At 65.2% G+C, this 18,428-nt stretch carries 15 protein-coding genes; 6 read left to right on the forward strand and 9 right to left on the reverse strand.

Annotation, left to right across the window (positions count from 1 at the left end):
* The first annotated feature begins 103 nt into the window (after positions 1–103).
* Positions 104–1,621, forward strand: coding sequence for an IS21 family transposase (gene istA, locus ACVT6V_RS05670; protein WP_489898832.1), 1,518 nt, complete (start codon positions 104–106; stop codon positions 1,619–1,621).
* Entirely contained in the window at positions 1,618–2,409 is a 792-nt protein-coding gene (gene istB, locus ACVT6V_RS05675; protein WP_489898833.1) for an IS21-like element helper ATPase IstB, read from the forward strand. The genes istA and istB overlap by 4 nt, the downstream gene beginning before the upstream one ends.
* Positions 2,410–3,110: 701 nt before the next feature.
* On the opposite strand, the gene ACVT6V_RS05680 is transcribed toward istB, so the two are convergent.
* Both ACVT6V_RS05680 and ACVT6V_RS05685 read right to left on the reverse strand, forming a co-directional pair.
* Complete coding sequence (locus ACVT6V_RS05680; RefSeq protein ID WP_489898834.1) at positions 3,111–3,530, reverse strand: type II toxin-antitoxin system VapC family toxin; 420 nt, start codon at positions 3,528–3,530, stop codon at positions 3,111–3,113.
* Positions 3,527–3,754: a FitA-like ribbon-helix-helix domain-containing protein gene (locus ACVT6V_RS05685; protein WP_489898835.1), complete on the reverse strand. Its 228-nt coding sequence runs from the start codon at positions 3,752–3,754 to the stop codon at positions 3,527–3,529. Before ACVT6V_RS05685 ends, ACVT6V_RS05680 begins: the two co-directional genes overlap by 4 nt.
* Positions 3,755–3,999: 245 nt before the next feature.
* Here ACVT6V_RS05685 and ACVT6V_RS05690 point away from each other — a divergent pair, with 245 nt between their 5' ends.
* Positions 4,000–5,256 (forward strand): fatty acid desaturase family protein, encoded by a 1,257-nt coding sequence (locus tag ACVT6V_RS05690; RefSeq protein ID WP_489898836.1) that lies wholly within the window; start codon positions 4,000–4,002, stop codon positions 5,254–5,256.
* A gap of 66 nt (positions 5,257–5,322) precedes the next feature.
* Here ACVT6V_RS05690 and ACVT6V_RS05695 read toward each other — a convergent pair whose 3' ends face one another.
* A complete protein-coding gene (locus tag ACVT6V_RS05695; protein ID WP_489898837.1) occupies positions 5,323–5,964 on the reverse strand; it encodes a hypothetical protein in 642 nt (213 codons plus the stop codon).
* Positions 5,965–6,149: 185 nt separating this feature from the next.
* Here ACVT6V_RS05695 and ACVT6V_RS05700 point away from each other — a divergent pair, with 185 nt between their 5' ends.
* Entirely contained in the window at positions 6,150–7,841 is a 1,692-nt protein-coding gene (locus ACVT6V_RS05700) for an AMP-binding protein (RefSeq protein ID WP_489898838.1), read from the forward strand.
* Positions 7,842–7,860: 19 nt separating this feature from the next.
* Here the strand turns inward: ACVT6V_RS05700 and ACVT6V_RS05705 are convergent, their stop codons facing one another.
* Together ACVT6V_RS05705 and ACVT6V_RS05710 are read right to left on the reverse strand one after the other, a co-directional pair.
* Complete coding sequence (locus ACVT6V_RS05705; RefSeq protein ID WP_489898839.1) at positions 7,861–8,787, reverse strand: hypothetical protein; 927 nt, start codon at positions 8,785–8,787, stop codon at positions 7,861–7,863.
* Positions 8,788–9,287: 500 nt separating this feature from the next.
* On the reverse strand, positions 9,288–9,800 hold the full coding sequence (locus ACVT6V_RS05710; protein WP_489898840.1) for a hypothetical protein: 513 nt from the start codon (positions 9,798–9,800) through the stop codon (positions 9,288–9,290).
* Between the two features lie 364 nt (positions 9,801–10,164).
* On the opposite strand from ACVT6V_RS05710, the gene ACVT6V_RS05715 reads away from it, so the two are divergent.
* A complete protein-coding gene (locus ACVT6V_RS05715; RefSeq protein ID WP_489898841.1) occupies positions 10,165–10,512 on the forward strand; it encodes a YciI family protein in 348 nt (115 codons plus the stop codon).
* Entirely contained in the window at positions 10,509–11,741 is a 1,233-nt protein-coding gene (locus ACVT6V_RS05720; protein WP_489898842.1) for an RNA polymerase sigma factor, read from the forward strand. The genes ACVT6V_RS05715 and ACVT6V_RS05720 overlap by 4 nt, the downstream gene beginning before the upstream one ends.
* Positions 11,742–11,756: 15 nt before the next feature.
* On the opposite strand, the gene ACVT6V_RS05725 is transcribed toward ACVT6V_RS05720, so the two are convergent.
* Genes ACVT6V_RS05725 through ACVT6V_RS05740 form a run of 4 tightly spaced genes read right to left on the reverse strand, consistent with a single transcriptional unit; the run spans position 11,757 to position 18,316 of the window.
* Complete coding sequence (locus ACVT6V_RS05725) at positions 11,757–12,908, reverse strand: Wadjet anti-phage system protein JetD domain-containing protein (protein ID WP_489898843.1); 1,152 nt, start codon at positions 12,906–12,908, stop codon at positions 11,757–11,759.
* A complete protein-coding gene (locus tag ACVT6V_RS05730; protein ID WP_489898844.1) occupies positions 12,905–16,306 on the reverse strand; it encodes an ATP-binding protein in 3,402 nt (1,133 codons plus the stop codon). The genes ACVT6V_RS05725 and ACVT6V_RS05730 overlap by 4 nt, the downstream gene beginning before the upstream one ends.
* Positions 16,299–16,877: a DUF4194 domain-containing protein gene (locus ACVT6V_RS05735; protein ID WP_489898845.1), complete on the reverse strand. Its 579-nt coding sequence runs from the start codon at positions 16,875–16,877 to the stop codon at positions 16,299–16,301. Before ACVT6V_RS05735 ends, ACVT6V_RS05730 begins: the two co-directional genes overlap by 8 nt.
* Entirely contained in the window at positions 16,874–18,316 is a 1,443-nt protein-coding gene (locus ACVT6V_RS05740; RefSeq protein WP_489898846.1) for a DUF3375 domain-containing protein, read from the reverse strand. Before ACVT6V_RS05740 ends, ACVT6V_RS05735 begins: the two co-directional genes overlap by 4 nt.
* Positions 18,317–18,428: the final 112 nt, after the last annotated feature.

Consider the following 18,428-nt stretch of genomic DNA (forward strand, 5'->3'; position numbering starts at 1 on the left):
ATAAAAGTCCCCGCCCTGTGTTCGACGTGTCGAACCTGGATTGGAAGCCCAGACGGTGACGGTGAAGGTGCCAACCGATCACCATCACCGCCTGGGAGTTCCATTGAAGACTGCGAGGGACCAAATGGACATCATTTCGACCTACCGCGATGTCGGTAGCTATCGTGGGACCGCTGAGATCTGCGGTACCACTCACAAGACCGTTAAGCGTGTGGTGGAGCGGTTCGAGGCCGGTCAGGCCGGCCTGAGGCCGCCGCCACGTAAACAGCGGGTCAGCAATTATGAATCGGTGGCCGATCTGGTCGCTGAGCGGGTCAGGAAGTCGCACGGCAAGACCACTGCGAAACGGTTGCTGCCGATCGCGCGGGCGGCCGGGTATACCGGCTCGGACCGCAACTTCCGGCGTCTGGTGTCGCGATCGAAGGCCCAGTGGCGGCGTAGCCAGTATTGGGGTCGCCGGCCGGCGGTGTGGACCCCGGGCGAGTATCTGGTGATCGATTGGGCCGCCGTGGGTGGGCTGCACGTGTTCTGCGCGGTGCTGGCGTTCTCCCGCTGGCGGTTCGTTCGGTTCGCTACTGACGAAACAGTCACCACCACTTTGGGTTTCATCGCTCAAGCACTCGATGGGATCGGTGGGGTACCCCAGCGGGTGCTTGCGGATCGGATGGCGTGCCTCAAGGGTGGGGTGGTCGCCAACGTGGTCGTGCCGACCCCGACCTACATTCGGTTCGCCACCCATTACGGGTTCGCCCCCGATTTCTGCCACGGCGAGGACCCTGAGTCCAAGGGGATCGTGGAAAACCTGTGCGGCTATGTGCAATCGGATCTGGCCGAGCCGTTGTGGACCGAAGCGAAGATCGCCGCGGGCCGCGACGACATCGCACTCGACGTGGGTGAGGCCAACCGCGCAGCCGTGGACTGGTGCGTGGAGGTCAACACCCGCCGCCACACCGACACCTGCATCGTTCCTGTCGAACAACTGTTGGTGGAGCGGGAAGTGTTGGCGCCGTTGCCATCTCTGCGCGCCGAGGTGGGCCCGCCACCGGTCACCCGTAAGGTCGACAAGCTCTCGTGTATCCGGTACGCCTCGGTGCGATACTCGGTGCCGACCCGGCTGGTCGGCACCACCGTAGGGCTGGTGCAGGAGGCGGGCCGGTTGCTGATCGTCGATGCCGCCGGTGAGGTGGTGGCAGATCACCAGCTGGGGACTCCCGGTGAGGTGGTACTCGACGATGCCCACTACGGTGGGGCGCGCAAACCTCCCAGCCGGTCGCCACGACCGAAAACTGTTGCAGAGAAACAGTTTTGCGCGATAGGTGAGATCGCTGAGCAGTTCCTGGTGGGTGCGGCGGCAGCCGGTAACACCCGACTCGGCGGTGAGATCGACGAACTGTTGGCGATGCGGACCGCCCACGGTGGCGAGCAGTTCACCGCGGCACTGACCCGCGCGGTAGCGTTTCGGCGGTTCAAAGCCGCCGACGTGCGGTCGATCCTGGCCGCCGGGGCCGGTACACCCAATCCCCGCCCGGCCGGTGACGCGTTGGTCGCCGAACTGCCGCAGGCCCCCACGCGGGATCTGGGGCGCTACAAGATCACGGGCACCGACGAGGTGGTGTCATGAGTACCGAGGAATCGACGAAAGCTGTTGCCCCTGTCGAGATACCACCGCTTGCAGCAGATCTGGACATGGCGTTGCGCAGGTTGAAACTGGCCGCGATCCGCCGTATGGCACCCGAGGTGCTGCTGACTGCGAAAACTCAACGCTGGACCCCAGAGGAACTCATCCGCACCCTGGTCGAGGCCGAGATCGTCGCCCGCGATGCCTCCAACATCCGTAACCGGCTTAAAGCCGCCGGGTTCCCGGTCACCAAGACGTTAGAGAGTTTCGATGTGGCTGCCTCCTCGATTCCGGCCAACACCTTCGCCTACCTGGAATCGTTGGAATGGATACGCGCCCAACATAATCTGGCGATCGTCGGGCCCGCTGGGACCGGGAAATCCCACACCCTGATCGGGCTCGGAATCGCCGCGGTACACGCCGGGCACAAGGTCCGCTACTTCACCGCGGTCGATCTGGTCGAGACGCTTTACCGCGGGATGGCCGATAACACCGTCGGCAAGATGATCGAGACCCTGCTGCGCCAGGACCTCCTCATTGTGGACGAGATGGGGTTCGCTCCGCTCGACGACACCGGAACCCAGCTGTTGTTCCGGCTCGTCGCCGGCGCCTACGAACGCCGCTCGCTGGCCATCGCCAGCCACTGGCCGTTCGAGCAGTGGGGCCGGTTCCTGCCCGAACACACCACCGCCGCCAGCATCCTCGACCGGCTACTGCACCACGCCACCACCGTCATCACCGACGGCGATTCCTACCGCATGACCCACCGAACGGAGGCGCCCCACCACTAAACCAACCTCAACAGGGCGGGGACTTTTACCTGGCCACCAGCGGGGACATCAAACTGGCCGTTGACAATCTCCGCGTGCCTGGCTTCCATAGACCATGATGGCGATGACCTCACGCGGAAGCTCAGGGACCCGCGCCACGAGTTCCGATGACACTCCGAGGGCGGTAAGCCCGGGCACGATCGACTCTCGCCGGATTGAGGGGAGATCATCACTGGAACAAATCTGAGTTACTCCTCATGTGTCGCCCACGTGCTGTAGATCGCCGATATCACGACGGTGTCAGCCACCGTAACGCTTGAGATGCCAGAGGACATGTTGCCTCTTCCTGGCGAGCGCTCGCCCCTCGCGTGACCGGGGACCAGCCTCGTGTCCTGAGCCGTCGATAGCCTCAAGTTGGTGCAGTAGTCGGCGCCGCTGGGCGGCGTAGTCGAGAGCGCACATGTGGCAACAGAAGAGCGGTTTAGTGGCTCTTCGAGCCTGAGCGGGCAATGCCTGGTCAGCGGGCCGGCGTGTCGTTGAGGTAAGACGCCCCTGGTCTCCGGAAATCTGGTGGCTGTAGCGGTACGGCAGCACCCAGTGGCGCCCCCTCGCAGTTGGTTGCTGCGGCAAGGAAGCGAATTGTTGGCGATCATCCTCAATCAGGCCATCATGAAATAGTACTGTGGCGCAAGAGTATTCGGATCTTGATGTATGACTTTCGGTCAGTAGCTCTCTTCCCACGGATCGAAGCAGCGGACGCCGAGTGGCTCGAAATGCTTGGTGTTGCGGGTCGCGACGGTCATCTCGCAGGCCTGCGCGATGGCGGCGATGACAGCGTCGTCGAGTGGCGCATGCTCTGGCACTCGGTAGGTGGCGAGTACTCGCGCGGCCGATAGATCGAACGGCAGCACACGGTCGGCGAACGCGGTGAGAACCTTCTCGTCGAACCACCGCCGCAAGACCTCCCCCTGTTCGGCGTCGGATCGTTCCTTTGCTACCACGCCCATCTCGATCTCTGCGATTGTCATCGCGGTGACGAACATGTCCGTCACAGGCACTGATGATGCCCAGGTCTCGACCGGCGGGTTGCGTCCACGCACTCGAAGCGCGGAGACCACGTTGGTGTCCAACACGTACTTCACAGGTCAGGATTCCGGGCGGTCAGACCGAGGCGATCAGGGGAGAACTCGATATCGCTGTTGTCGTCGCTGCTCAGCAGGTCGACGAGCGTAACCGGCTCCCGCTCGAGAGCGTCGCCGAGGATTTCTCGGACCTCGGCCTCGACCGACCGGTGATGCTGCGCGGCGCGCGCCCGCAGGGCAGCCTTGGTTCCCGCCGGAAGGTTGCGGATGAGGATCTGCTCCATGGCGCCGATGATATCGCACCAGTGCTATCAACGGCATAGCTTGCCGGCGAACCTCGCCATCGAGTTTTCGAATCCAGATATGATGCCCGGCGCCGAGAGGCTGCCCGCGAGTGCTGTCAACGGGACAGCACAGGGTGCCCTGAGCGGCACCCACGCACTCCACCATCCCTTGACAACCTACGTAACCGTAACCTACGGTCGCGTAAGTTACGAAGCGGCTTGGCGACTACGAAGGGCGGCCTGGCATGGCGATCACCGACATCCCCGCATACGCACACCTCACCGAGGCAGACGTGGAGGCGTTGGGCGCCGAGCTCGACGCCATTCGGCGCGACATCGAGGAAGTGCGCGGCGAGGCAGACGTGCGCTATCTGCGGCGGACGATCATGGCCCAGCGCGGTCTCGAGGTGGCCGGCCGCGCGATGCTGCTCGGCGCGCACAAGCGCGGATTCTGGTGGGGTTCGACGGTCTGTCTCGGGCTGGCCAAGATCATCGAGAACATGGAGCTCGGGCACAACATCATGCACGGGCAGTGGGATTGGATGAACGATCCCGAGGTGCATTCGACCACCTGGGAGTGGGACAACGCCGGAACCTCGCGGCTGTGGAAGCACACGCACAACTTCGTGCACCACAAGTACACCAACGTCCTCGGGATGGACGACGACGTGGGTTTCAACCTGCTACGGGTGACCCGGGATCAGCCGTGGGTTCCGTTCAACGCGGGCAACCTGGTGTACAACACGCTGTTGACGATGCTCTTCGAATACGGTGTGGCCATCCAGCATCTGGAGATCGGTCGTGCGGTTCTCAAGTGGAACAGGCCCTGGTTCGACCGGGAGGCGTTCAAGGCCGACGCCTACGACGTGGGCCGCAAGATCGGTCGTCAGGTGGGCAAGGATTACCTGGCCGCGCCGCTCGTCGGTGTGCCCTTCGGCGGACGGCGGGGCTGGCGTAAGGCGCTCACCGCGACCATGACCGCCAACCTGATCCGCAACGTCTGGACGAACGCGATCATATTCTGCGGCCACTTCCCCGACGGCGCCGAGAAGTTCACCGAGCAGGATGTGGACAGCGAGACGCAGGCCGAGTGGTATCTGCGGCAGATGCTGGGCAGTGCGAACTTGTCCGGCGGTCCGGTGATCGACTTCCTGTCGGGCAACCTCAGTTATCAGATCGAACATCACATGTTCCCCGATCTGCCGTCGAACCGGTTGGCGGAGATCGGTATTCGGGTGCGCGCTCTGTGCGACAAGTACGATCTGCCGTACACGATCGGACCGCTGCACGTGCAGTACGCCAAGTCGTGGCGGACGATCGCGAAGCTGTCGTTGCCGAACAAGTACCTGCGGGACACATCTGACGACGCGCCGGAGACCGCCAGTGAGGCGATGTTCGCGGGCACCGAGTTCGCCGAACCACGCATCGACGAGCGCACCGGCCGCCGGTTCGGCCTCAAGGCCGCCCGACGCGCGGTGCATGCTCGGCGGGGTCGCCGCTGACTCCGTCGCCGAACACCCGGTGCCGACGTCGCTGAGCGCCGAGACCGGCTTCACGGCGTCACGCGGTCACGATGGCAACTGCAGACCCCGATTGACGAACCCGGTCACCAGCGCGACATCGTCGGTCCCGAGTGAGCCCTGCCCACCGTTTCGGACCTTGCGGATGAAATAACAGGGACTGGCGATGCGCACTGCTGCGAACCGATGGTCTTTGGACAGGGAGCGTTTTGTCTGCACCTTGACCGTGAAGACGCCTGCCTCGCCGTTGAGTTTTCGATCCCAGGTGATGCCCGGTATGGCCGAGAGGGTGCCCGCGAGTGCTGTGAACGGGACATCGTGGGGTGCCTCGAGCGGCACCCACGTGACGTACATGGCGCCGTTGTGGTCGCCGTTGCTGTAGAGCTGCACATGCTCGGCATGGCATGGGTTCCATCGCTCCGACGTGGCGGCGGCGTTGTGTGATCGATAGCCCATCGTGAGCAACGGTTCCACCACCAACGTGGTGAGCGATGAGCCTGCCGTCGCCACTCTGTCGGCTTGGATGCTCGTCAACGGATTCTCGTCATTGACGACGCCCTCCGAGCCCGGCAATGACGCATCGAGGCTCGAGAACATACAGCCGCTGAGCAGGCCTATCGTGGTCACCACTCCGACGGCGGCGGTCACGACCCGGAGCGCGCCCACGCGGCGATTGGATTGCGCTGGCACTGGCGCCCTCCTTCCGGCCTGTCCCGCCGAAACCGTGTCACCTGCGATGACGTGTTCATAGTGTGCACGCTGTCGCTCCGGCACGTGTGGTAGCGCTCATAACCGGCGGCCAAGGTGCCATCAGGACGACCGCCACCCCTCTTTGGGGGGTGTCCCCGATCCGGAGTGACCTGGATCATAGGACCATGACCACCAACACCGACCTCTACCGATCCGGCCGCGATCAGATGATCGCGCTGAGCGGCGACTACGACAAAGCGGTCGAAGAGTTCCGATGGCCCGAGCTGACCGGCCGGTTCAACTGGGCGATCGACTGGTTCGACGCCTTCGCCCGCAACAACGACGGCATCGCGTTGTGGATCACCGAAGAGGGCGGCGCCGAGGTCAAGGTCACCTTCGCCGAGATGGTGGAGCGCTCCGATCAGGTGGCGACGTGGCTGCGGCAACTCGGTATCGGCAAAGGGGACCGGGTCATCCTGATGCTCGGCAACCAGGTCGAGTTGTGGGAGGCGATGCTGGCGGTGATGAAGCTCGGCGCCGTCGTCATGCCGACGACTTCTGCTCTCGGTGCCGAGGATCTGCGTGATCGCGTCGACCGGGGCGCGGCGCGGGCGGTGATCGCCAACCTCGCGGACACCGGCAAGTTCGCCGAGATCGACAGCGATCTGCTCCGCATCGTCGTCGGCGGTGAGGTCGACGGATGGCAGGCCTACGCAGCATCGTCTGCCGTCGACGTGAAGACGCCGTTCACGACGGAGACCGCCGTCGACGATCCGATGCTGGTCTACTTCACGTCGGGCACCACGAGTCGGCCGAAACTGGTCGAGCATTCGCAAACCAGTTACGCGGTGGGCCATTTCACGACCATGGCGTGGATCGGGGTGCAGCCGGGGGACGTTCATCTCGCGATCAGCTCGCCGGGCTGGGCCAAACACGCGTGGAGCTGCTTCTTCGCGCCGTGGATCGCCGAGGCCACCATCTTTGTCTACAACTACGGCCGATTCGACGCGACGGCACTGATGAATCAGTTGCGGCGGGCGAAGGTCAACACCTTCTGCGCACCACCGACGGTGTGGCGGATGCTGATCCAAGCCGACCTCGGTGCCAAGCCCGACGGTCTGCGGGAACTGCTCGGCGCCGGCGAGCCGCTGAATCCCGATGTGATCAAGCAGGTCGAGCGTGCGTGGGGCCTGACCATCCGCGACGGCTTCGGCCAGACCGAGACCACCCTGCAGGTCGGTAACACCCCGGGCCAGCCGGTGAAGGCGGGTTCCATGGGCCGGCCGATGCCGGGAGTGCCGGTGGTGCTGGTCGACCCGGTGACCGGAAAGGAGTCCGACGACGGGGAGATCTGCCTGGACCTGAGCCGGCATCCGGCCAACCTGATGACCGGCTACGTCGGCGATCCGGAACGCAACGCGCAGGCGATGGCCGGCGGCTACTACCACACCGGCGACGTTGCCCACCGCGATGCGGACGGCTACATCACTTACATCGGCCGCACCGACGACGTGTTCAAATCGTCGGACTACAAGGTGTCACCCTTCGAACTCGAGAGTGTGCTCATCGAGCATCCCGCGGTGGTGGAGGCCGCGGTGGTCCCGCAGCCCGACGAGACCAGGCTGGCGATCCCGAAGGCCTACGTCACCCTCGCCGCCGGCTGGGAGCCCACCGAGGAGACGGCGCGGTCGATTCTGGAGTACTCGCGTGATCATCTCGCGCCCTATCTGAAGCTGCGCCGCGTCGAGTTCTTCGAGCTCCCGAAGACCATCTCGGGCAAGATCCGTCGCGTCGAACTCCAGCAGCGCGAGGCGACCGCACATCGTGACGGCACGCCGATCTCCACCGAGTACCGGTATGAGGATCTGATCGGCTGATCGGGCGCGGGGTCGGCGTTCAAGCGACTTCCGGGCACTGAACAGAACTGTCGAAGTCGGCGTTGTTCTCGCCGTTGTCTTTGTACCGAAAGACGCTGATACGCGTGTCCTTGTCGGCGCCGACGAGGACGGCGTACCCGTTCTGCGGAGTCCATCGCGCAGGGACGAGTACCCAGCGGTCGCCGTACACAAAGATCTGTCGAAAGCATTCGTAGCGGTAGATCGCGTCGCTCGTCGGCGATTCGTGGATCGGACCTGATTCGAGTACGAGATTGTTCGGAGGGAACAAGCGTGTGGTCGTGTCTATGACCACGACGACCTGTCGGTCCCATAACCGGCTGGCAGTCTCACGGGCCTGTTGTTGTCCGTAGGCTGTGGCGAAAATGTTGGTGATCCAGAAGACCGCCAACACGATGATCGCGCCGGCGAGCAGAGACATAGCCCTGCAGACCTCACGGGGCGGGAGAGGAAATGTGCCTGCCGTCGATGCGATCCAGCAGCCGGCGACAATCAGCAACGTCCCGGTGCAGAGAATTGTCGGGGTGAGATTTGCGCTACCGACGACCGCCATACGAGGAAGTAGGACGCCCAACAGGCCCAGCACAGCCAGAACTGTTCCCGTAACCAGCAGCATGCCGACGACGGCGCCGGCCAGGTGAGGATGCTTTCGATTTCCGAGAAGTCGCGCCGAGTACGTGCGTGCGCACACGATGATCGCGGCACCCAGCGCCAGAGCCATCAACGGCGCGTATAGCACGCTCACACTGCTCAGCACGTAGTCGGTGGACGTCAGGCCGAGTGCGTTGGGATCGACTCCGAAGTACAGAAAATTGGCACGCGTGTACACCGAGCCGAAGTAGAAGCACACCGCGGTCACGAGGGTCAGCGGGGCGGCGATGGCGCCGATCGCACCCGCCCAACGACGAATGACGTCGGAGGTCGTCACGGCGGCTTGATCATTTGTTGTCATGGGCTGACTACGGAATCGGAACGGTTGAGGCAGGGGTGGGGATTGCTGGAGGTGGTGGGGTGACCGGCTCGGAAGACATGTCGGTTGTCGTCGCAGGCGGCGTCGGACCGCGGCCGATCGGCGGATCCGTCGTCGGACGTGGTCCGATCGAATGAGTACGTCCGAAGGCCGTTGGTAGTGATGCGATTACGCTCGGTGTCGCAGCTCCGACCGATCCGTCGGCCGGGTTCGGGGATGACACGGAGTAGGTCGACGGTGCTGTCGTGAGCTGCGGGGCGTCCGGCGAATCCGACTGACCTTGTTCGCGACACCCTACGAGCAACACAGCGGCTGCCAACAGGGTTGCCATGATCGGAACCCGCGACGACGGCCGTATGGAGGGAAGGTGCGCGCACATGTGAGCCTCACCCAACTCGGGCGATGCCTCCGGTGCGCTCGGCCCGGTGCGACCGAGCGAACCCAAGGCACAGCGCGGTTCAGTTGACTTGTCGTTTTCTGGACACGCTGAAAGCGACTGTGTAGATGGCGGTGTCGACGTGCGAATCGTTGCCGATCGCCGGTCCGACGCCGACCAGAACCTTGCCAAGCGGCTCCAGCTTGACGTCGAACGAACCACTGCCCCACGAGAGCAGGGTGAGTTGCATGACCGGGTTGTCCGGTCCACCGCTGATACGGAATCCGAGTCTGTCTGCCGCTGCGGCATTGAATCGCTGGTCTCCGTGGACACGGTTGTCGAAGACGTACTCGAGTCCGTTCTTGCCGGAGTGCAGGTTCTCGGGCCGGAACTTGGGGATCTGGCCACCGCCTGGAAGCGGCGGTGAATAGGTGAGAGTTCCGGATGCGTAGCTGGCGATCGGTCCGTTCGCCCGGTCGTTTCGGGGTTCGACAGCGCCTGGCTGGTTGGTCACCAGCGTGACAGTGATGATCGGAGGAGTTTTTGCGCCCAATGCGGCGCGGGCCGCGTCCAGGGTCGCCGAGTAGTTGCTCATGAGGTGGGCCCTTCTGGCAGTGGTTCTTACACCCCCAACTGTGATCTGAGAACGTGCGATGGTCGTACGTATGTGACTACCTCATTTTCGCGTCGAGAACGCCGGCACTCGGCTGAAGCCGCTACTCGGGCGGTCGCCGGCCGATGGTGGACTGCCCGGTGTCGAAGAATTTCTCCGAGACCTCCGACGAACGGCCCTCGAGATCCCCTTTTCCGGGGCCGCGACGTCCCCCACACTGACGTGTAGGACGAGCGGTGTCGGCTGCCGAAAACTTCTTCTCGCTGGGCTGTCGTATTCGCCGCGGGCCGTTCGTGGAGTAGGTAGAGGCAGCCGACCGGGCCGCCGCCGATGAAAGGAATCCGAGATGGCTCAGTACATGCTTTCCGTGATGGGCGACGCGAGTGTCTACGACATCCCACTCGAGGACAACCAGGCGCAGTTCGAGGCGACCGGCCGCTTCAACGACGAACTCAAGGCCGAGGGTGCGTGGGTGTTCGCCGGGGGACTCGGCCGCCCCGACGCCGCGACCACCGTTGACAACACCGGTGCCGATGTGGTGGTCACCGACGGCCCGTTTGCCGAGACCAAGGAAGTCCTCGGCGGGTTCTGGGTGATCGAGGCCCCCGATCTCGATGCCGCTCTCAAGATCGCCGCCCGGGCATCGAATGCCTGCGAGGCCACGATCGAGATCCGGACGTTCGATCAGGCATGACAACTCATGTCCGCGCGGAGATCGATCGGATCTACCGCGAGGAGTACGGCCGGGTGATCGCCTCGCTCGCCCGCCGATTCGGTGATCTCGACATCGCCGAGGACGCGGCGGGCGAGGCCCTGCTCACCGCTGTGCAACGATGGCCCACCGACGGCATCCCACCCAATCCGGGCGGATGGTTGACCACCACCGCCGGAAACCGCGCCATCGACCGCATCCGCCGCGAATCTCTGCGTGACACAAAGCATCAGGCTGCCATGATCATCGACGACCCCACGCCACACGAACCGACCGGTCCCGTCGTCGACGACCGGCTCCGGCTCATGTTCACCTGCTGCCACCCGGCCCTCGCACAAGAGGCGCGTATCGCACTCACCCTGCGGCTGCTCGGCGGACTCACCGTCGCGGAGATCGCCCGCGCGTTTCTGGTCCCCGAGACGACGATGGCCCAACGCATCACCCGCGCCAAGGCCAAGATCAAGGCCGCGCACATCCCCTTCCGCGTGCCGGACCGGGACGACGTCACCGACCGGCTCGACGGTGTGCTCACCGTGATCTACCTGATCTTCAACGAGGGCTATCTCGCCGGCGCCGGCGACGACCCGATGCGCGCCGATCTCACCGCCGAGGCCATCCGGCTCGGCCGCCTCATGCGGGAGCTGCTTCCCGATGACGGCGAGGTCGCCGGCTTGCTGGCGTTGATGCTCCTGATCGAATCCCGTAGCGCCACCCGCGTCGACGACGGTGCGCTGGTGACGCTCGACGAACAGGACCGCGACAGTTGGGACCGCGCGCTGATCGCCGAGGGCCACACACTCGTGCGCGAATGCCTCGCCCGGGTGAGCGCCGGACAGTCCCGACCTGGGCGCTATCAGATCATGGCCGCCATCAACGCCGTTCACACCGATACCCCCGACGCTCGCGACACCGATTGGGGTCAGATCGTCGAACTCTACGACCAGCTGTATGCGGTGTCACCGACCCCGATCGTCGCGCTCAACCGTGCCGTCGCCATCGCCGAACTCGACGGTCCCGACGTGGCGCTGGCCATCATCGACGGTCTCGCTCTGGACGGCTATCACCCGTGGCATGCGACGCGCGCCGATCTGTTGCGACGGCTGCGACGTGATGCCGACGCGTGGGCTGAGTACGACGCCGCGATCGCCGCGACCCAGAATACGGCCGAGCGGCGGTATCTGGAGCGGCGGCGCGACGATCTGGGCAGGTGAACGGCCGGCATACGCTCATGTGTTGGCCGACAGTCGCTGCTGAACCCATGTCCAATCGATCCGTTCCTGCTCGAGACGAACCTTCTCGCCGAGCGCGTCGGCGACGAGGTCATCGTAGAGGTCACGCTCGGCGGACGTGAGCCGGGTCAGCTCCGACGTGGCCGGACGGTCCTCGGTGACCCAACGATCGCGATGCGCAACAAGGGTTTCCCGATCCATCAGGATCGACCGGGTTTGTGGAAGCCAGGCCCGCAGCCGGTCGAGGATGGCGAAGCCGTGGGTGTCCAGGTCACCCCAGTAGCGGATCGGCGCGTCGGCCAGCCAGGGCAGACGGCCGATCCGATCCACCTCGAACCCCTTGCCCCACAGCACCACTTCATGGTCGGGGACGTCGACGCTCAGGTAGGTGATCTCGTTCTCGATCACGAGTGCACTGTGTGGCCGCAGGTCCAGATGTGCGAGTTCATCGGCGCGGACGGTGAGCTCGGTCAGCGGCGTGGGGAGTCCCAGCGCCGACGACGGCCGCAGCCGAACGAACTCCGGTTTCGACTGCAGGCCGAGGCCAGAGAGGAAACCGGACGCCGTCGTCGACACCCCGAGCATCGCCGCCAACACCGGGCGGTGCCGCTCGGCGAACTTGGTGTCGACACCGGGTGCGCTGATCTCACGAAGGTAGCGGTGCGAGTCTCGGTGCTTGTCCAGCCAGGCGTAGGCGGCGATCAATCGGGGCATCTCCGGTGCCAATTCGAGTGCGCGCAAGGGATATCGGAGCAGCCAGGTGCGTATGGCAGGGTGGTCGACGGCGAGATCCAGCAGCGCGTCGAATTGTCGGACCGAACTCGCCACGCCCAGCAGCGCCCACGCCTGATCGAACGATGTCACCACGGCTCGCGCGGGGAGTTGGTTGCGTCCGACGTGTCGTCCACCCACCGATTGCCATCGCAACCCATAGCGTCGGTCGTCGCGGCGGCCGGTGTCGAGCGCGGCCACCCACTCTCGGGCGGCGCCGAGATCCTCACCGATCTCCGACGCCGACGGACCACGTAGCGCTACTTCGATGGGGTCGAACGGCTCACCGGTCGCATGGGCACGCAACAGCGACCCATCGTCCCAGCGCCGCTTCACCTTTGCCGCGATGTCGTCGGAGGAGGTCCACCGACGGGTCACTTCAGCCGCCCGTCGCGGCGTGAGCGATACTCCTCGATCGTCATGGTCTGCAGCCGCGAGAAGGTGCCGGTGGGGTTGTCGACGAAGCCGATGGCCTTCACATAGGGCTCGATGACATGCACCTTCTGCAGCGGTGTGACGATGAGCAGCTGCAGGCCGAGCTTGGCGAACAGGTCCAGCGCATACCGCGTCGAGACATCCGATCCGCGTCCGAACGCCTCGTCGATCACCGCGAACCGGAAGTCGCGGGACTTCTCCACACCCCACTCCAGCCCGAACTGATAGGCCAGGGACGCCGCCAGGATCGTGTAGGCCAGCTTCTCCTTCTGCCCACCGGACTTGCCGTCGGAATCGCTGTAGTGCTCCCACTCGACGTCGGTGTCGACGTCGCGTTCGGAGGCGGAGAACACGAACCAATTGCGCACGTCGGTGACCCGGCGGGTCCAGTTCTTGTCGGAGTCGGCGTGTCCATCGCGGCCGCGGAACCGTTCGATGATGCGCTTGACATCGAGGAACCGCTGCTCCGAATACTGGTCGCCGTCGACGGCGAGACTGTCGTTGGTCAGGTTCCGCAGATCGGAACGGAACTGCGCCACATCCTGATTCGTGGTGGACTCGCGTTCCAGACGGATGTAGCGGCCCGGGTTGTAGGGCACCGCACCCAACGCCTCGTTGATCCGCGCGACGCGCTCGTCGATCGACGCGGCCTGGCGGTTGAGCCAGTTGTTGAACCCGGCGAGTTCTTGGATGGCGTTCTTGTTCAACTGCTCCTTGAACTCGAACTCGAAGCGCGGCAGGTCGTCGGTGGCGACCCGATCGCGGAACGCGACGAAATCGGCGCGGGCGTCGACGTCGGCGTCCATATCGGCGCGCAGGTCCGGCCAGCGTCGCAACACCTCGGCCATGTACTGGGCGAGGCTCTGCCCGAAACCACCGAGCTCGCGGGTGAGTCGCTCGATGCGCTGATGCAGACTCGAAGAGAGTGAATTCTCCGCGGCCGCACAATCGGCGGCCCGGGCCGGCAGCGATCCGGTGACTCGCTGCGTCAGCGCCGCATAGGAAGCGCGAGCGGTCACGAGATCGGCTTCGGAGTGTTGCGCGACGAACTCGTCGTCGCGCTTCTTGTGCTGCTCGGCCTGATGGGTGGTCGCGGCGGTGGTGGCGAGTGTGCCGGTGAGTTCGTCGATGGACTGCGCCACGGCCGTCGCGAGTTCGGCGTTGCGTTCCAGCGCGGTGGTGATCTCCTGCAGGCGTGAGGAACCCGCCTCCAGCCGGGCCCGCTCGGCCTCGTACTCATCGGCCCGACGCTGGGCTTCCGCGACGTCGAGATCGGCCCAGGAGTGAAAGCCGTCGAGGCGGGCGAGCGCCTCGCGCCGTGTCTGCAACGCATCACGCTCGTCCGACAGGGCCGCCACATCGGCGGCGGCCACCGCACGTTGGCGCTCGAGATCCTCGAAATCCTCACGCAGCGCGGCGATCTTGCGCTCATTGGCCCAGCCGAGCACCCATCGACGCGGATCGTCGACGCGGTGCCGGTCGTCTTTCTCATGCCGCCCGCCGGAACGGACCTGACCTTCGCGGGTCACCGCGCGCCGTGCGGCCCGGAACTCCTCGAGGGTCGTGGCGCACTGGTGATCGGCACGCTTGATGAGTTCGTCCCGCAGGTAATCGGTGAACGGACCCTCTTTGATCTCCAGGCAGTCCGCGAGCATCATGACACCGGAATCCTGGCGCTGCAACGGAACCCGCCGGGCCGGGACGCGTTCGTAGACCAGCTTCGCGCCGACGGTCCGCCCACCCACGCCGTGGAACGTGAGCCGACGCCCGTTGACCCAGCCGGTCACCGCCTCATAATGCTCCTGCGGCACCAGTAACGACAGCGCGAATCCACGCAACACCCGTTCGGCCGCACCCCGCCACTGCGCATGATCCTCGTCGACGTCGAGAAGCTCACCGGCATAAGGCAGCTCCTCGTGCGTGAGACCCAGATCCGTGCACAGCTGATCGCGCAACTGCACCTGGTCGGGCGGCAGATTGCTCGTGCGGTTGGCCAAGTCGTCGAGCTCGTCGCGGATGGCGTCGCAACGCCGAACGGCCTCCTTTTCGCGCCCGATGGCGTCGGCCGTCGACGCGTCGAGGGTGCGTTTCGCCTCGGCCAGGCGTGGTCGCTCGTCAGCGATGAGGCCGCGCAGTGCGGTGAACTGCCCTGCAGTGGTGACCTGTTCGAATGCGGCGTCGGCGACGGTGGCGTCGAACAGGGTCCGCCCGTGGCGGCGTTTGTCCACATCGTCGCGGGCGGTGGCCGCGAGCCGTTCCAGCTCGCCGACGCGATCACCACCGGCGCGAGCACGTTCCTCGATCAGCGATTCACGTTCGCGGTTCAGATTCCGTTGCTGCGCCTTGGCCGCATCCTGTTCCCGTAACAGCCGTTCGCCCTCGGCGTTCAGCGTGGCGATCTCGTCGGCGAGCAGCCCGGAGCGGTGCTCGGCGATGAACAGTCGTACGGCCCCGCGCTGGAGGTCGAGTTGATCGCGTTCGGCAAGGGCAGCATCGTATTTCGCGGCGGTCGTCACGATGGGATCAAGTGCCTCGAGTTGTTCCCGGGCCCGTTTGACCGCATCATGGGCCTTGGTGAGGTCCTCGAAGTGGCCGATGATGTCGCGGACCCGATCGGTCGAGTCGCTGGGTTCGAGCATGTGGTCGCGAACGAAGTCGTTGAGGTTGCCGACCGACTTCATCGACACGGTCTGATGCAGCAACTCGAGTGCCTGCTCCGAGCGGATGCCGAGCAGACGCCGCAACGACGTCGAGTACTTGGGGAACTCGTCGACCACATCCGCGCCGGCCGACCGCAGGCGTTTGCGCAGATCCCGCAGGTCGGAGCCGAAGTCGGCGAAGTCGGTGGCGATGGCGAGCTGTTTGGTCGCGGTGACGTAGAAGCGATACGGCTGTCCGGCGCTGTCGCGCTGCTGGAAGACCTGCGCGAGGGTGACCGTCTCGTCGTAGCCGGGATTGTTGAAGACGCCGAGGATCACCGAATAGGTGCCACGGTCCTGACGCAGTCCCTTGGCGCGCGAACGTCCGGTGGCCTCTTGGCGCTCGGACTTGTAGTGGCCCTCCACGTAGGAGCGCAGCGTGCGTTCCTTGGCCTCGGCGCCGGCGGCCTTGTTGTAGGCGATCTTGTGCGCGGGCATCAGCAGGGTCGTCACCGCGTCGACCAGGGTCGACTTGCCGGAGCCGATGTCGCCGGTCAACAGTGCGGTATCGGTGTTGGGGCTCAGCCGCCACACCTGCCGGTCAAAGGTGCCCCAGTTCAGGACCTCGACGTGCTGGAGCCGGAATCCTGCGCCGCCACTCGGCGCGGCGAGTTCGACCGCCGAGAACAAGCCCTCAGTCATCCGAGGCCACCGTCCCGGCATACTCGCGTAGCTTGCTCGCGAAGTCCGACAGTGTCTGCGCGTCGACGTACGCCTTGATGATGCGCCGGACCTCCCACTGATCGGTCTGCCCACGCAACTGACGGACGAACCCCAGTTCGACCGCCTTCTTGATCGTCGACTCCGCCTGGTCGACCAGGCGTGCCTCGTTGGTCGACTCGGCCTGGAACAGTCGCAGCATCTCCACGATCTGATCGGTCGACAGCACGAGTCGTCCTTCGCCGCCGGTGATCTCGAATTCCAGTAGCCGCTTGCGCAACAGCACCAGCAGCAGACTCACGTTGTAGGTCAACGCGCGTCGGCGCACCAGACGCGGAAGTGGTTCGTCGCCTTCCTCATCCGGACGCGATCGGAGATAGGCGTAGCCCTCGGAGTCATCGACCACCACGTCGACGCCGATGGTGGCGAAGTGATCGCGCACGCCCGCACCGGAACGTTCGAGCGTGGCCCAGGTGTCCTCGTCGGATTCGCGGTACACCACACCCTGCATCAGCCGGATGATGGCGTGGGCGATCGCGCGTTCGTCGGTCATCGTCGCCTCACCGTGACTCTCGGCAACCGGGCACGTTTCGTGGTGTCCGGATCGTCAGGGTCGGGGTATTCCAGCAGGGTCTCGTCGGTGTCGTCGATGTCGACGCTCACGTCGTCGTCATCGAGCGCGAGGTAGCCGACGATCTCCGCGGCGCCCTGCTCGATCGGATACATGCTCACCACGTCGGTCAGCAACGCCGACGACCGCTCCGGCAGGATGTGGCGGATGTTGGCCGCCAGTCGGGCCTGGTCGACATACGTCTGGGTGAACAGGAGATCGGCATCGACCTGCTCGGTCGCATCGTCGATCTGGCTCTCGACGGTGACCGCGGCAGGCTGCTGATAGAGCGGCCGTTCGAACGGGAGGGTGATCTCGATCCCGGGCTGATCCACCTCGAGCCCGAATGAGGGTGCTCTGCCACGTACGTCGATGGCTGCACTCTCCACGGTGCGGACCAGGTCGAGGACGCGACGGTTCTCCAGCCAGACCTGATCGTCGAGGAAGCGGCGCAGCTGTTCGGAGATCTGCCGAACCGTGCGCTGGGTGCGGTCGGCAGCCTCTGACCAGTCATGGTGGATGCCGCGGATGCGTTGGTCGGCGTCGACGATGTCGAGCGAGGACACCTTGGCCAGCAGCTCCGACAATTCGGTCTGGCGGGCGTCGGACAGCAGGAATTCGTAGAACGACGCGAAGCTGCGACCCTGATCGGACCCCGAGATCTCCGACCGGCTCCCGACCAGGTCGGCGAGCAGCTCGCCCTTCGGCCCGTCCCAGGAGGCGATCTTCTCGCGGGCGGCGCGATCGAGGAGTCGGAAATTGTCCTCGACCTCGCGGAAGTCCGACAGCAGCTCACGGGCGGTCGAGGCCAACTGTTGATAGCGGTCACGGACCCCGGTCGAGTCGAGCACCGCGACGTCACCGGACTCGACCGCCGCGATCTCGGCGTCGATCTCGGCGCGGCGGCGTCGCAGCTCGGCCAAGCGGATCTCCGGGTCGGCCTCGGTGCCGTGCACGATCTGACGCAGCAGCTCGACGACGGTGTGCAGCCGGGATTCGGTGCCGACGAACGAGCGTCCCTGCAGCGAGACCACCCAGGCGTAGGCCTTCTCGAACGCCGGCGTGACCTCGTAGTGGACCTCGTCGTCGCCGGGCGGATAGAAACGCCGCAGGTAGCCGGCGTCGGTGGCCGACCAGTCCTCCAGGTAGGCGCGTGGTTCCTTCGGGAACCGGGGCTGCCCGTCCTCGGTCGGCGCGTCGGCATTGAGGTCGTAGATCAGGTCGTCCAACGCCGCGGCCAGGGCACTTGCCGAGCTGGCGCCACGATTGCCCTCGACGAAGAAGTTCCCCAGGAACGCCAGGATGAGCGGCGAGTTGTGGGCACGCAGCAGCCGCCACGCGGGATGGCGATCCCACAGGCTGCCGAAGGCCTCGAAGTCCACGGGGTCAAGGGTAGGCAACAGGGCGGACAAGGGCGCAACACGCCATGGGCAGGCCTACCGAAGAACTATCGCGTAGTCCTCAGCCCCGCACGCGCGCACTCACCGTGCCGCG

This window comes from Gordonia sp. LMA167, from assembly GCF_058130025.1.